Source organism: Chryseobacterium indologenes, from assembly GCF_001295265.1.
In the GTDB taxonomy this organism is placed as follows: Bacteria; Bacteroidota; Bacteroidia; order Flavobacteriales; family Weeksellaceae; genus Chryseobacterium; species Chryseobacterium indologenes_A.
In genome coordinates this window covers 202,250-216,530 of sequence record NZ_LJOD01000003.1, presented here as the reverse complement: position 1 = coordinate 216,530, position 14,281 = coordinate 202,250, and the positions used below count along the sequence as shown (strand labels likewise).

Here is a 14,281-nt window from a genome sequence, read left to right as displayed (position 1 = left end):
AAATAAGACTTTTTAACTAAATTGATATATTCGAATAATATCCACTTATAAACTCTATCAGGACATACAATAGAATTTTGTAAATTTGCACCATGATAAAAATTGGCAATATAGAACTGCCGGAATTTCCGCTTTTACTTGCACCGATGGAGGATGTGAGCGATCCACCGTTTAGAAGATTATGTAAAATGCATGGTGCAGATTTGATGTATTCTGAATTTATCTCTTCGGAAGGGTTAATTCGTGATGCTATCAAGAGTAGAAAAAAGCTGGATATTTTTGATTACGAAAGACCTGTAGGGATCCAGATTTTCGGGGGAGACGAAGAAGCTATGGCCATGTCTGCAAGGATTGTGGAAACGGTTAATCCGGATCTGGTAGACATCAATTTCGGATGCCCTGTAAAAAAAGTGGTTTGCAAAGGAGCAGGAGCAGGAGTTCTGAAGGATATCGACCTTATGGTACGTCTTACAAAAGCTGTGGTAAGCTCTACCCACCTTCCTGTAACCGTAAAAACCCGTTTGGGATGGGACAGCACCAGCATCAATATTGATGAAGTGGCGGAACGTCTTCAGGAAACCGGTATCAAAGCTTTAACCATACATGCCAGAACCCGTGCGCAAATGTACAAAGGAGAGGCAGATTGGGAACATATTTCCAGAATCAAACAAAATCCTAATATTGAAATCCCTATCTTCGGTAACGGTGATATTGATTCTCCTGAAAAAGCCTTGGAATATAAACAAAAATATGCCTGTGACGGAATTATGATCGGAAGGGCGGCTATTGGATATCCATGGATATTTAATGAAATCAAGCATTTCTTTAAAACGGGTGAACATCTTCCTGAACCTTCTATTTCAGACAGACTTTTAGCCGTACGCCAGCATGCGGAATGGAGTGCAGAATGGAAAGGGGAAAGACTCGGACTTGTGGAAATGAGACAACATTACAGCAATTATTTCCGTGGAATTCCTCACTTCAAAGAGTTCAGAAAGAAATTCCTTGAAGTATTTACCCTGGAAGAGATGGATGCTTTAATTAAGGAAACCCAACAGTTCTACGAAGAATATCAGCCACAGATATAAAACAATAAACCATCAGGATTTCTGATGGTTTATTGTTTTTTCTAAAAATTCTTTTAATATCCTTCTGATGAAGTTTGATTTTTAATCAGTGCCAGAGCTGAAGAGGTTCCAATTCTTTTCACACCCATGCTGATCATTTTTTCAGCATCTTCGGGAGTTCTTACCCCTCCGGCCGCTTTCACGGGAAGTTTTCCGGCATTGTCAAGCATAATTCTGATACCTTCAAATGTGGCTCCGTTAGGTTTTCCGTCCGCTGTTTCATAAAATCCCGTAGAGGATTTTACAAAGATATGTACAAGGTCATTTTCCTGGAAATTTTCTTCCGCCCAATCAGCAATATGTTTAGTGAGATCAGCGATCTGCTCATCAGTTAAAGCTGCAATTTCTATAATCCATTTTGCAATTTTATCATGAGTCAGGCAAAGCTGAGTACATCTTACAAATTCATCTTTTACGAGATCCAAATCACCTTTCAGATATGCACTGTAATTGATTACAAAATCAAGTTCATCTGCTCCGTCAGCAATAGCTTTAGAAGCTTCAGCAAGTTTTTCGTCAACAGAATATGTTCCTTCATGAAAACCAATAACAGTTCCCACCACAACATTTGCATTCCTTTCCTGAATATACTTTTTAATTTCCGCTACATAATCCGGGCGGATCATGACGGCAAAAATCCCATTATCTATCGCTACTTGCGCAAGATCTTTATTGATAAGTAATGTTTCTTCATTTGATTTACCCGAGTGGGCGGGTGTTTTCAAATAGGTTGAATCCAAATATTGTGCAATGTTCATATCGTTATACTTTCAGTTGTCTGTAAATACCTTGCTCCAAAGATATGAAAGTTTCTGTTCTTGTCACTCCTTTTAGCTTCTGAAGTTTATTAAGTATCTGCATAAGGTGGTCATTATCTTTACAAAGAACTTTTAGGAAGATGGTATAGTTCCCTGTAGTGTAGTGGGCTTCCACTACTTCATTAACATCCTGAAGAGACTTCACGACTTCTGAATAATGACTCGGCTGATCCAGAAACACTCCAATATATGAAATGACCTTGTATCCTATTTTCTTAGGATTCAGAAACGAAATCGAATTTTCGATAACACCCGCGTGTTCAAGTTTTTTGATTCTCTGGTGGACCGCTGTTGTAGAAATTCCTACATTTTTTGAGATGTGTGCTAAAGAGGTCTTAGCATTATCCATCAGCATGTAGATAATTTCTTTGTCGATAGAATCTAAATGATAACTTGTGTTGCTTGAATTTTTCATTTTCTACTTTTTTATTATTTATGTTTTTGCTTAATTTTCAAATGTGACAAAAACCGGAAAGTGATCGCTGTATCCTCCCAAATACCGGGTACCGGCATAGGTTCGGAAAGGGCGTCCTTCAAAGTATCTGGTCCGGCTGCTTATTTTTTCAGAATTGAATACCTGAGCATTCTGAAAAGTCAGAACATTATTATCAAAAAAAGATTTTGATAAAATAATCTGATCGTACAACAGGCCTGATTTATAATGAAAAGTAGAATAATTTCTTGTAGAGAACAACTCCTGAAAAGGGTTTATCAAAACCTTCTCATGCTCGTTGTCATAGAGAATTTTTACTAAATTTTCATCATCCGGGTTTTCGTTAAAATCACCGCACAACACTACATGTTCCTTTTCTTCATGTACCAGTTTCATGATCCGCTGCCGGATCTCGTTCAATATAAAAGCTCTTTTGGGTTTATTAATATCTTTTTCTCTCTTAGAGGGAAGGTGAGAGATAAAAACATTAATAAAAGTTCCTTTATACTTTACTTTTGAAAAAAGTACGTCTCTGGTTGTATCGTAATTCTGTGTGTTTTTTTTTATTATTTCGAAGAAGAAAGTAATAGTTTCTGAATCTATTATTTCTACTTTCTTTTTATCATATAACATGGCTACATCTACCTTTCTTTCATCCATGGAATTGTAATGAACGATTCCATATTCAGAATTAAAGGGTTCCATTTCTACCAGATCTTCCAGAACTTTCCTTCCGGAAACTTCAGATAATCCTATGATAAAAGGCAGAACACCATTTTTCTCCTTCATCAATTGAAAAACGTGTGAAATTTTAAAAAGTTTATTTCTGTATCTTTTCTCATCCCAATTTCTTAATCCAGATCTGGTGGGATCTAGTTTATGAACAGGGGTGGGATCGGGCAAAAATAAATTTTCGACATTATAAAAAGAAAACACCTCCATCTGCACTAATTGCTATCTTTAAAATTGCCACTCACTTTTCAGACGTAAATTTATTATTTTTTTTCAAATTCTATTAATTTATTTATAATATTTTCATATTAATATTATGCTAAAAATATCATAATTAAATTTAAAAAATCAATTAAAATATGATAAACACTTTAATTTATTAATATTTTTCAATTAACATCCAATATTCAGAGAATAAAACAAGATACACAATTCAAAATAATAAGAATAAAATAACAAGTAATAACAAACTATATTAATATTTTTCTACGATTTTCAAATTACATTAATTCTCATTCCGTTCAAGATATAACTTATTAAAAATGTGAAAAAAAAGAACCTAAATGAAGAATTTAGCGGTCATTTTTAAAGCAAATCCGGACGTTTTTCCTGAGTAATTCTTATGGCTTCCTCATGACGCCATTCTTCAATCTGTGCAAAATTTCCGCTTAAAAGAACTTTAGGAACCTCCAGCCCTTTGTAAACTTCCGGTCTTGTATAAATTGGCGGTGACAGGAGATCATCCTGAAAACTGTCGGTTAGAGCACTCTGCTCATCATTTAAAACTCCGGGAAGAAGCCTGATTACGGAGTCTGCCAGCACACAGGCAGCCAACTCTCCTCCTGTCAGCACGTAATCACCGATTGAAATTTCTTTTGTGATATGAAGATCCCGTACTCTCTGGTCAATTCCTTTATAATGACCGCAGAGAAAAATCAGGTTATTTTTTATTGAAAGGGTATTGGCTATTTTCTGGTTCAGAGTTACTCCGTCCGGTGTAAGGTAAATTACCTCATCATAGGTTCTTTGAGATTTAAGTTCGGAAATACATTTATCCAATGGCTCTACCATCATTACCATTCCGGCACCTCCACCGTAAGGCTCATCATCAATCTGCCTGTGCTTATTGATTGCCCAGTCTCTCAGGTGGTGAAAGTGTACTTCTGCCAAACCTTTATCCATTGCCCTTCTTAAAATAGAAGTCTTAAACGGACTTTCCATTAATTCAGGAAGTACGCTTATTATATCAATTCTCATTGTAATGTTCCGTTTTTCTTAGTAGGTATAATAATTAATCTTAAAGAAGAATCTTTGTTGAAATAACTCCACATCCAGTTAAAGAATATGGCCAGTTTATTTCGGACGCTCAAAATTAGCATTAAATGGAGAAACATCCAGAAATACCATGCCAGAAAACCCTGAAATTTTATAAAAGGCAGATCAACAACCGCTCTGTGTTTTCCTATGGTAGCCAGAGATCCTTTGTCATCATACTCGTACTCTTTCCATTCTCCCGGATTTTTCTTTAAAATATTTTTCCCCAGATTTCTTGCCTGATTAATTGCTACGTTAGCAACCTGCGGGTGTCCTTGTGGATATTTAGGGGTTTCCATATAGGCAATATCCCCGATAGCATAAATATTATCGTACCCTTTTATTTTATTGTGCCGGTCTACAATGTACCTGTTACGGACCAGTTTTTCTTCCGGAAAACCCGCAACAACATTTCCTGTTACTCCTGCAGCCCAGATTACATTATTAGAAGGAATGGACTTCCCGCTTTTCAAATGGACTTTATCTCCGTCATAATCCGTTACAATTTCTCCGCTCATGAAGGTTACTCCGAGATCCTTAAGATATTTTTCAGATTTATCCTGGGCTTCGCTGCTCATTACGGCAAGCGGCTTTTCTGTGGAGCTTACCAGGATAATCTTCAGCTGGTCAAAGTTCATATAAGGATAATCTCTTGGAAGGATTTCTTTTTTCATTTCGGCAAAAGCACCGGCCAGTTCCACTCCTGTGGGTCCGCTGCCAACAATCACTATATTCCAGTTTCCGTCATCACTGCGGCTTTTTTCAAGAATTAGCTTTTCAAAGGTCATCAGCACATGGTTTCTGATTCCGATAGCTTCCTGGGTATTTTTCATTCCGAAGGCTTTTCCTTCGAGTTCTTTATTTCCGAAAAAATTGGTTTTACAGCCCGTTGCAATGATCAGCTTATCATAGGTGAATTCTGCTTCATCCGTGATTACTTTGTTGTGTACAGGATCAATTTCTTTCACCTCTGTCATACGGAACTGCGTATTTCTGGACCGCTGAAAAATCTTTCTGAACGGGAAAGAAATATTGGAGGGCTCTATCCTTCCGGAAGCAACCTGATAAAAAAGCGGTTGAAACATATGATGATTCACCCTGTCCAGAACCATTACTTTTTTATTCTTGTTATTCAATGTTTTTGCAAGCTGCAGCCCCGCAAATCCTCCTCCTATAATGATGATTTTTTCGCGTGTTTCCATAATACACAAATTTACTGATTTTATTTAGCATTTAGAGGTGAAAAAAGTTAGTTTTGCAAAACTTTATGACACCGAAGAAGTATACCAAAAAAACTGCCAAAAAGGTACACGGACACAGGCGGAAGAACTATTTTTTCCGCAGAAAAGTAATTTTGGCCATCTTAATCATCGCTTTAATAGGAACAGGGTTTTATCTGAAACAATCCATCAGCTATTATTACGCTTTATACTTTAATAAATTCAGTCATAAGAAGCTTCACAACAGTGAAAGGGAAACACTAAGAATTCAGAAAATTCTGACCGCCAATCTGGATAAAACGTATGGTTTCGATATTTCCCACTACCAGAACAGAGAGGATATAAAATGGGACAGCCTGAGTATCGGGAATAAAACAATTCCGCTGGAATTTGTGGTTATGCGCGCTACTATGGGGAATCGGAATGCTGATAAACATTTTGGAGATTTTTGGGAACAGGCTAAAAAACATAATCTGATCCGGGGTGCCTATCATTTTTACAGGGCGGATGAAGATCCAATCATTCAGGCCAATAATTTTCTTGATAATGTAAAGCTGGAAAGCGGAGACCTTCCTCCTATTTTAGATATAGAGAAGATCCCCAAACGCAAGACCAATAAAAAGCTTATTGAAGATCTTAAAGTATGGTGCAGGATTATAGAAGAAACATATGGCGAAAAGCCTATTATCTACACCTATTATCATTATTATAAAGATTTTCTGAAAGGTGAATTTGATGATTATCCGCTTTGGCTTGCCAATTACAATGATGTGCCGTCTCCTACTCCTGAAGGGAACTGGGATTTCTGGCAGTTCACTGAAAACGGAATCGTTCATGGGATTAACACTAAAGTAGACCTTGATATTTATAACGGAAGTTCATGGTCTTTAAAGATGCTGACGCTGGATTAAAAGGAAGCTACAGAAGTACCTATAACCAATAAAGCCTCTTTCATCAATAGATTAAGGCTATTAATGAAAGAGACTTTCTAAAATTTACAACCCCTTAAAGGTTTGCGGTTTCTATTTTCCTGTCATCATTTACTTCTTACCGAGGAAATTCAGAATATCCGCATTCAGTTCATCCGGTCTTTCATAGGGCACCATATGGGTTGTATCCTTATAAATTTTCATTTCAGCATTCGGAATCTGCTGGCTGATAAACGCTGTATGATCTGCCTTAATCACATCTCTGTCCCCTGCAATAACAAGAACCGGACTTTTTATCCTGTTTAAATCATTTTTTCTGATGTTGGGCTCTGTAAGCATAATTTTTAAAAGCCTGCGCTCATTGAATGTTTCAGCCGGGGCCAATTGATTCAGCTGTGTCATCTGACTGGTGAACCGTTCAATAAGTTTACTTTCAACGCCTTCCGGAAAAGCATTGGCTCCGATGGTTACCAGCTTATTAAGACGATCCGGATATTTCAAGGCAAACTCCAATCCTGTGTTTCCTCCGTCACTCCAGCCAACGATATTAATTTTATCGAGTTTCAGATCATCTGCTAATGCTTTTACATCATCTGCAAACAATTTATAGGTAAAATCTTTTTTGGAAGCATCTTTGCTTTTCCCCTGCCCTCTTGTATCCACTACAATTACTTTATATTGTTTGGACAGAACCGGGATCTGCTGGTAATAATCCTTTATACTCCCGGAGTTTCCATGAAGCAATACCAAAGGTTCACCTTCGCCGTATACCTCATAATAAAGATCTGTATCCTTTAATTTCAGGTATTTTCCTGCCGATTCATTCTTCCCGTATATGGACTGATCTGCTTCCTGTATATTTTTTGAATTATCAGCAAGCCACCCTTGTTCAATACCATCATCTGTATAGCTGCCGTCATCATCTTTTGTATCTTTTCCGCTTTTATCCATTTTTACATCAATATTAATAGCCGGAGCTGCAAGCGTCATTTTTGTCCAGTCGCCATAAAACTTTCTCATAAATCCTGTTCTGAACAAAGCTGCACTTATTTTAAGGCTTCCGTTAAATTCTTTTAAAAACTGAATTCCTATAAAAAACTTTCCCTGCACCCAAATATTATGCTCATTTACATCCACAGTAAAAGTTCCGTCCTTTATCATATCCTCAGTGAGCTGAACCGTAATTTCTTCATCCAGGATATTTTTATCCGGAAAACCGTTTTTCTCACTGTAAATATTATAGCGCATTACCACCGGTTCTGTAGAAATATAACGCGCAATATTCAGGTTAATATTTTTGATCTTTGATCTTTTCTTTGCATTAAATTCCAAAGCGGTCTCTCCAAGAAAATTATCTTTATTCCCTGCCGGATTCACGAAATATAAAACGCTTTTGGTTTTGGTATTGACGCCCCAGTTTTTATCTACCAGTTTTTTAGGTTTAATAACAACGTCTTTGATGGATTTGACTTTTTCGTTCAGAAGAATTTTTTTCGGATTCTGCTTTTTAAAATCCTGTACGGTTTCTATATAAGTTTCATAACCCGGAACTTCTATCCGTATTTTGTGCAGAGGATCCATTCCTGAAAGATCAATGGAAAAGCTACCTTTATTGTCTGATATAGTCCCTATAGTTTCTTTTTCTATCCCGATCTTTACGTATGGAACCGGCTGATTTTCATTTTTAGAAATTACACTGCCGGAAATTACCTGTGCATTGAGGCCATAAGCGGTTAAAAGAAGAAATAAAGCGTTTAATTTTTTCATGTTTAAAAGTTTGGTGCAAAATTCCTTATTTCCGGGATTTGTTAATCATAATACATTATTAAATTTCTTATGAGTTTAGTTAAATTTATTGTAAAAATCCCTTATTTACGGGTACTATTCTAAAAAACAGATAAAAATAAACTGAGTTCTGGTTAAAGAACCAAAGAAAGCGGGAAGCCGGAAGAAAGAAAGCTTGAAGCTATTTCCGGTATATCTATATGAAAACCGTCATAAAATCAAATGATAAAACAAGATTAAAATACAATGGAAGAGCCAAGACAAATACCGATTCACTTTCCCTTACTTAAAAGTTTTCTAGCTACATTTTCGTATTTTTGCGGCTGAATTTAAAATCAAAACCAAACCATTACATTCCAATGAATTACGTTTCTGCAGAAAACCTGACCAAATCTTACGGCATCAAAGTTTTGTTTGAAAACATCTCTTTCCACATCAATGAAGGAGATAAAATAGCTATTGTTGCCAAAAACGGAAGCGGAAAATCTACCCTTCTTAAAATACTGATGGGTAAGGAAATTGCAGACAGCGGAACTGTAGTCATTAATAAAGATATCCAGGTTGTCCTGTTTGATCAGGAAATTGAGTACAACCCTGATCTTACCATTGAGGAATTTATGATGACTTTGGATTCTGAACCTATTCTGGCCTTAAAGAATTATCACCAATCTTTACATTCTACAGACTCTGCTTTTATTGAAAAGGCATTAGCTGATATGGAGGTTCATAAGGCCTGGGATCTGGAAAATGAAATGAAACAGATTCTTTCCCAGCTGAAGATCACAGATCTGGAAGCTAAAATGGGAACTTTATCAGGAGGGCAGATTAAACGTGTTGCCCTGGCTAAGCTTTTAACAGAAACCAGAGCTGAGCACAGACACACCCTGCTGATTATGGATGAACCTACCAACCACCTTGACGTGGAAATGGTTGAATGGCTTGAAAATTATCTCAATAAAGCAAAAATCACCTTATTGCTGGTTACTCACGACCGTTATTTCTTAGACAGCGTCTGCGATATTATCTGGGAAATGGAAGATCAGAATCTTTATCTCCACAATGGCTCTTACGCGGTATATCTGGAAAATAAAATGATCCGTGAGGAAAATCTTAATGCAACCATTGACAAGGCCAACAATCTTTACCGGAAAGAACTGGAATGGATGCGCAGGCAGCCAAAAGCCAGGACTACCAAATCAAAAAGCAGAATTGATTCTTTTTATGAAACCGAAAAAATAGCCAAGACCGATACCAGAAAACAAGGTCTTGAACTGGATTTTGAAATGAAGCGTCTGGGCCAGAAAATTCTTGAGCTTAAGCATATTGATAAAAGTTTTGGTGATAAGCTTCTGCTGAAAGACTTCAGTTACCAGTTTCAACGCGGTGAAAAAATAGGTATCATCGGAAAAAACGGTGCCGGAAAATCTACCCTTCTGAATATTATCCAGGGATATGAAAAGGCCGACAAGGGTGAAGTAGAAACGGGAGAAACAATATCTTTCGGGTATTTTTCACAAAAAGGACTTACCTATAAAGAGGATGAACGGGTTATTGATTTTATTAAAGAAATTGCAGAATTTTACCCTCTGGCCAACGGAAAAAGCCTGTCTGCCTCACAGTTTTTAAGGTTGTTCCTGTTTGATGACCAGACGCAGTACTCTCCTATTTCCAAACTCTCCGGAGGAGAAAAAAGAAGACTGCACCTGATGTATATCCTTTATCAGAATCCTAATTTCCTGATTTTTGACGAACCTACAAATGATCTTGACCTTCCAACGCTTACGGTACTGGAGAACTTCCTGCAACAATTCCAGGGGTCACTGATCATTGTATCTCACGACCGTTATTTTATGGACAGAATTGTAGATCATGTTCTGGCTTTTGAAGGGAATGGAAAAATCAGGGATTTTGTAGGTAATTTTTCAGAATACAGAGAAGCCAGAAGCCGTGAAGAAGCTTTGGAAAAAAATGCAGCATCAAAGCCTGAACCGGTTAAAGAAACAACTCCTGTTGCAGACATTTCCAATCCGAAGAAGAGAAAACTTACTTTTAAGGAACAGAGAGAACTGGAAACGATTGAAAAAGAAATGCCTGAGCTGGAAGACCAGCGCTCTAAAATCCTGGATCTGCTGAATAATGAAACAGATTATGAAAAAGTAGCGAAGCTTTCTGCTGAACTGGAAACTGTTTCTGAAAAACTTGGAGATCATGAAATGAGATGGTTGGAACTTCAGGAGTTATTATAAATTCAGAACCTGTTCAAATCCTATGTAAAACCATAGAATTAACCTCATTTTTTTATTATACACTCTTAAACGTAGGAGGATTTTATAATTATAATCCTCCTGCGTTCAGGTTTTCCAGTTTTACAGCTCAACAATTTTACCTTCCTTTGTGCTTATCAGGGCAGCATCGATAATCTTCATGTTATCTATTACTTCTTTTCCCGGAGAAGGCAATGCATATCCAAATACAATATGCTCATAGATCTGCTGATAGTAATCCATGTAATTTCCGGGCTTACTCAGGGTTAATACTCTTTCAGTTTCGTTGTTTTCATTAAAAAAATTCAGGATACCGTCCTGCTCTTTTAATGCAACAGTCCATTCTTCCCCATATACAGGAATTGCCCCGGCTGCCAGTTCATTTTCCTGATTGTCGGTTCTTTCCTGAAGGAAACTTCCTTTTTCACCATGAATGGCATAAGCGTAGTGAGCCTCTTTAGTAAAAACTGATGATTTCAGCCTTACCCGAAGTTCGTTTTTATAGAACAATATTATTTCAAAATAATCATTGGCAAACTCGGGACCTTTCATGGAAAATACATCGGCAAAAAGTTTTTCCGGATACCCGAAATACAGTACAGCCTGATCTACAAGATGGGCACCCAGATCATGCAGTGAACCGGAACCGCTCTGTTGTGGATTTTCTTTGTGTTGCTTTCCGCTTGGAGTGGTGCGGAAGCGGTCGAAACGGATTTCAGCTTCTTTAATGACACCCAGCCTTCCACTGTTCAGGATGTCTTGTACCTGAAGAAAATCACGGTCGAATCTTCTGTTCTGATAGACGCTTACAAACAGTCCTTTTTCATCTGCCAGTTTCACCAGCTCTTCTGCTTCTGCAACGTTTACTGTAAATGGCTTTTCAACGATGATATTTTTTCCGGCCTCCAGCGCTTTTTTTGCATATTCATAATGGGTCTGAACAGGTGTATTGATAATGACCATTTCTATCTCGGCATTTTGAAGCATTTCTTCCACGGAACGATAGATCGTTGCCTGTGGATATTTTTCTCTAGAATCTTCTTTACTTCGTTCAACAATACCGGAAATAAAAAATCCGGGATGCTCTTTTAAAAAAGGGGCATGAAATACTTTACCGCTCATTCCGAAAGCACAGAGACCTGCTTTTACCAGTTGCATATTTATAATTTTCAGCAAAGATATTCAATATCCTTCAAATTACCAGTCTATCAAAGCAATAGGGTATTTCTCACATTCCCAATAGATGATAAAAATCATGAAATTATTTTTAACTATTCTAAACAAATACTTACATTTGCGCCTTATTTAAATCTGTTCTACATAAAAATAAAATGAAAAGACAACTACTTTCCTTAGGTCTGCTATTTACCGCCGTTTCATTGGGTGCACAGCTAAAAAATGCTGAAGCAGATACCATCAGAACACAGACTATTGAAGACATTAACCTTCATAAAACCGGGAATCCGAACCAGGCAAGGGCTTTATCTACAAAATCCAACCTGACGGTAATGGAGAATCCGCAGCCGATTGCTATTGTAACGCATGAAATTATTGAACAGCAGCAGGCCAAACAGTTAAGTGATGTTCTTCAGAATGTAAACGGAATGTATGTTACTTCTTCAAGAGGAAACTCTCAGGACAGTTTTGGAGGGAGAGGCTATATTCTGGGGAATGATAACATGTTTAAAAACGGTACAAGAATTAACAGTGGGGTCTTCCCTGAGGTAAGCGGTCTGGAAAGAGTGGAAGTTCTGAAGGGAGCAAATGCTATGCTTTACGGAAATACGGCAGCCGGAGGAATAATCAACATGATTACCAAGAAGCCTAAATTTAATTTCGGGGGAAATATTGGGATGAATGCAGGAAGCTGGAATTCTTATAAGCCAACTGTGGATATTTATGGCCCGTTGTCTAAAAATATTGCCTTCAGGATTAATGGTGCTTATGAACATGCTGAAAGCTTCAGAGATGTGGTAGAATCTGAAAAATACTATTTCAACCCATCTTTCTTATTTAACATCAGTCCCAAGTCACAATTAATTGTAGAGGCAGATTATTTAAAAAATAATTTCACTCCGGATTTTGGTCTGGGAACAATTACTAACAGAGACAAAAGCTATTCATTGATTACTCAGCTGCCAAGAAATGCATTCTTAGGAGCAGACTGGCAATATCAGAATGTAGAGCAGGTTTCTACCAATGTTACTTTTAATCATCAGTTCAATGAAAAATGGTCATTAAGCACGGTAGCTTCTTATCAGAATTATACCAAAGACTATTTCTCTACAGAAAGGGTACAGTGGGAGTATGCTTCTGGCAACAGACTGGCTTGGAAAAGACCTCTTAACAGAACTTATAACGAACAGAACTATACTTCATTACAGGCTAATATTAATGGTGAGTTCAACACCGGAAAGATCAGTCACAAGATTCTGATGGGAGCGGATGCCGACTATGGTACAGCAGATGCCTATACATATTATAACCCTTCCAACGGACTTACCTATGGTTCAAATTATATTTACGGGACTAACGGAAACAGTGGAGACCTTCTTTATCTGGACAATCCGGCTACGTGGGCAAGCGGAAGTATTCCGGCAGCTGAAAAATCGGATAAAACCCGTATCAATACAAGAAGGATCGGAGTTTATGTTCAGGATTTCATCAGCCTTACCAAACAATTTAAAGTGATTGCAGGTTTACGCTGGTCTTATATTGAGAATATGCCAACCCTCAATACCAAGTTCAGAACCAGTGTAAAAACTGAAACTCCTAATTCAGCGACTTCAGATCAGGCCATATCTCCAAAAATCGGCTTGGTGTATATGCCGGACGACAATTTATCTGTGTTTGCAACCTATACCAATTCATTTGCTGCCAATGCAGGATATATGTCCAATGAAATTGACAATCTTAATACTAGCGGAACCGCGAATGATGTAGCTAACAGAGTAAGGCTTCTTTCTAAACAAGCCATAAGACCTACTACTATTGATCAATATGAAATCGGAGCTAAGAAAAATTTCTGGAATAATGCCCTTGCTGTTAATTTAACGTTATATCAGATCAACAACAATAACACCTATCAAAACTATTTTTATCTTGATGCTGCCGGAAGCCCGCAGACACCGGACAACAATCTAAAAGAGTTCGCCGGAAAAACCAGAAGCCGCGGGGTTGAACTGGATATTACCGGAAATCCAAATGAGAACCTTTCCATCATCGGAGGTTTCTCATACAACAATACAGTTTATACCAGCACTCCGGAAAAAGGATATGTTGAAAACCAGAGACTCGTAAGAACTCCGGCTACAACAGCCAATGCATCTGTTTTCTATAAATTTACCAATTATGTGAAAGGGTTGAAAATAGGTGCCGGAATTTATTATATCGGAGACAGAATTGCAGGATGGAATGATTCAAAATCAACGAATATAAGCCGGAATAATGTTAGCAGAATGTTTGAACTGAAAGATTATATGACAGTAACTCTATCTGCAGGCTATGAATGGAAAAAATTCTCTATCCAGGGGAAAGTGGGTAACTTATTTGATGTGGTGAACTACAATGTTCATGAAAATTATTCTGTAAACCCCATCGCACCGAGAAACTTCTATTTCACATTGACTTACAAGCTATAGAAATTAAATAATTATAAT

11 protein-coding genes are annotated in these 14,281 nt (G+C 37.5%); 4 read left to right on the top strand and 7 right to left on the bottom strand.

Annotation, left to right across the window (positions count from 1 at the left end; genetic code table 11):
• The first annotated feature begins 92 nt into the window (after window positions 1–92).
• Window positions 93–1,088, top strand: coding sequence for a tRNA dihydrouridine synthase DusB (gene dusB / locus AOB46_RS07075; protein ID WP_062697712.1), 996 nt, complete (start codon window positions 93–95; stop codon window positions 1,086–1,088).
• Window positions 1,089–1,141: 53 nt separating this feature from the next.
• Here the strand turns inward: dusB and deoC are convergent, their stop codons facing one another.
• The 5 genes from deoC to AOB46_RS07050 all read right to left on the bottom strand — a co-directional run bounded on the left by deoC (window position 1,142) and on the right by AOB46_RS07050 (window position 5,626).
• Window positions 1,142–1,885: a deoxyribose-phosphate aldolase gene (gene deoC, locus AOB46_RS07070; protein WP_062697711.1), complete on the bottom strand. Its 744-nt coding sequence runs from the start codon at window positions 1,883–1,885 to the stop codon at window positions 1,142–1,144.
• Window positions 1,886–1,889: 4 nt separating this feature from the next.
• Window positions 1,890–2,360, bottom strand: a complete 471-nt coding sequence (locus tag AOB46_RS07065; RefSeq protein ID WP_062697709.1) for an Lrp/AsnC ligand binding domain-containing protein — start codon at window positions 2,358–2,360, stop codon at window positions 1,890–1,892.
• Between the two features lie 30 nt (window positions 2,361–2,390).
• Window positions 2,391–3,320 (bottom strand): endonuclease/exonuclease/phosphatase family protein, encoded by a 930-nt coding sequence (locus tag AOB46_RS07060; RefSeq protein ID WP_062697707.1) that lies wholly within the window; start codon window positions 3,318–3,320, stop codon window positions 2,391–2,393.
• A gap of 375 nt (window positions 3,321–3,695) precedes the next feature.
• On the bottom strand, window positions 3,696–4,367 hold the full coding sequence (trmD, locus tag AOB46_RS07055) for a tRNA (guanosine(37)-N1)-methyltransferase TrmD (protein WP_062697706.1): 672 nt from the start codon (window positions 4,365–4,367) through the stop codon (window positions 3,696–3,698).
• Window positions 4,364–5,626, bottom strand: coding sequence for an NAD(P)/FAD-dependent oxidoreductase (locus tag AOB46_RS07050; protein ID WP_062697704.1), 1,263 nt, complete (start codon window positions 5,624–5,626; stop codon window positions 4,364–4,366). Before AOB46_RS07050 ends, trmD begins: the two co-directional genes overlap by 4 nt.
• 65 nt (window positions 5,627–5,691) lie before the next feature.
• Here AOB46_RS07050 and AOB46_RS07045 point away from each other — a divergent pair, with 65 nt between their 5' ends.
• The gene (locus AOB46_RS07045; RefSeq protein ID WP_062697702.1) at window positions 5,692–6,555 is read left to right on the top strand and encodes a glycoside hydrolase family 25 protein; all 864 of its coding nucleotides are present in this window, start codon (window positions 5,692–5,694) and stop codon (window positions 6,553–6,555) included.
• A gap of 129 nt (window positions 6,556–6,684) precedes the next feature.
• On the opposite strand, the gene AOB46_RS07040 is transcribed toward AOB46_RS07045, so the two are convergent.
• Window positions 6,685–8,340: an alpha/beta fold hydrolase gene (locus AOB46_RS07040; RefSeq protein WP_062697700.1), complete on the bottom strand. Its 1,656-nt coding sequence runs from the start codon at window positions 8,338–8,340 to the stop codon at window positions 6,685–6,687.
• 377 nt (window positions 8,341–8,717) lie between these two features.
• Here AOB46_RS07040 and AOB46_RS07035 point away from each other — a divergent pair, with 377 nt between their 5' ends.
• On the top strand, window positions 8,718–10,604 hold the full coding sequence (locus AOB46_RS07035; protein ID WP_062697698.1) for an ABC-F family ATP-binding cassette domain-containing protein: 1,887 nt from the start codon (window positions 8,718–8,720) through the stop codon (window positions 10,602–10,604).
• 120 nt (window positions 10,605–10,724) lie between these two features.
• Here the strand turns inward: AOB46_RS07035 and AOB46_RS07030 are convergent, their stop codons facing one another.
• Complete coding sequence (locus tag AOB46_RS07030; protein WP_062697696.1) at window positions 10,725–11,780, bottom strand: Gfo/Idh/MocA family oxidoreductase; 1,056 nt, start codon at window positions 11,778–11,780, stop codon at window positions 10,725–10,727.
• A 173-nt stretch (window positions 11,781–11,953) separates the two neighbouring features.
• Here AOB46_RS07030 and AOB46_RS07025 point away from each other — a divergent pair, with 173 nt between their 5' ends.
• Entirely contained in the window at window positions 11,954–14,263 is a 2,310-nt protein-coding gene (locus AOB46_RS07025) for a TonB-dependent siderophore receptor (protein WP_062697695.1), read from the top strand.
• Window positions 14,264–14,281 lie beyond the last annotated feature (18 nt).

What these genes read in the sequence shown, in the direction of transcription:
- dusB (WP_062697712.1), top strand. Translation starts at nt 93, where the DNA reads ATGATAAAAATTGGCAATATAGAACTGCCGGAATTTCCGCTTTTACTT.
- deoC (WP_062697711.1), bottom strand. Translation starts at nt 1,885, where the DNA reads ATGAACATTGCACAATATTTGGATTCAACCTATTTGAAAACACCCGCC.
- AOB46_RS07065 (WP_062697709.1), bottom strand. Translation starts at nt 2,360, where the DNA reads ATGAAAAATTCAAGCAACACAAGTTATCATTTAGATTCTATCGACAAA.
- AOB46_RS07060 (WP_062697707.1), bottom strand. Translation starts at nt 3,320, where the DNA reads ATGGAGGTGTTTTCTTTTTATAATGTCGAAAATTTATTTTTGCCCGAT.
- trmD (WP_062697706.1), bottom strand. Translation starts at nt 4,367, where the DNA reads ATGAGAATTGATATAATAAGCGTACTTCCTGAATTAATGGAAAGTCCG.
- AOB46_RS07050 (WP_062697704.1), bottom strand. Translation starts at nt 5,626, where the DNA reads ATGGAAACACGCGAAAAAATCATCATTATAGGAGGAGGATTTGCGGGG.
- AOB46_RS07045 (WP_062697702.1), top strand. Translation starts at nt 5,692, where the DNA reads ATGACACCGAAGAAGTATACCAAAAAAACTGCCAAAAAGGTACACGGA.
- AOB46_RS07040 (WP_062697700.1), bottom strand. Translation starts at nt 8,340, where the DNA reads ATGAAAAAATTAAACGCTTTATTTCTTCTTTTAACCGCTTATGGCCTC.
- AOB46_RS07035 (WP_062697698.1), top strand. Translation starts at nt 8,718, where the DNA reads ATGAATTACGTTTCTGCAGAAAACCTGACCAAATCTTACGGCATCAAA.
- AOB46_RS07030 (WP_062697696.1), bottom strand. Translation starts at nt 11,780, where the DNA reads ATGCAACTGGTAAAAGCAGGTCTCTGTGCTTTCGGAATGAGCGGTAAA.
- AOB46_RS07025 (WP_062697695.1), top strand. Translation starts at nt 11,954, where the DNA reads ATGAAAAGACAACTACTTTCCTTAGGTCTGCTATTTACCGCCGTTTCA.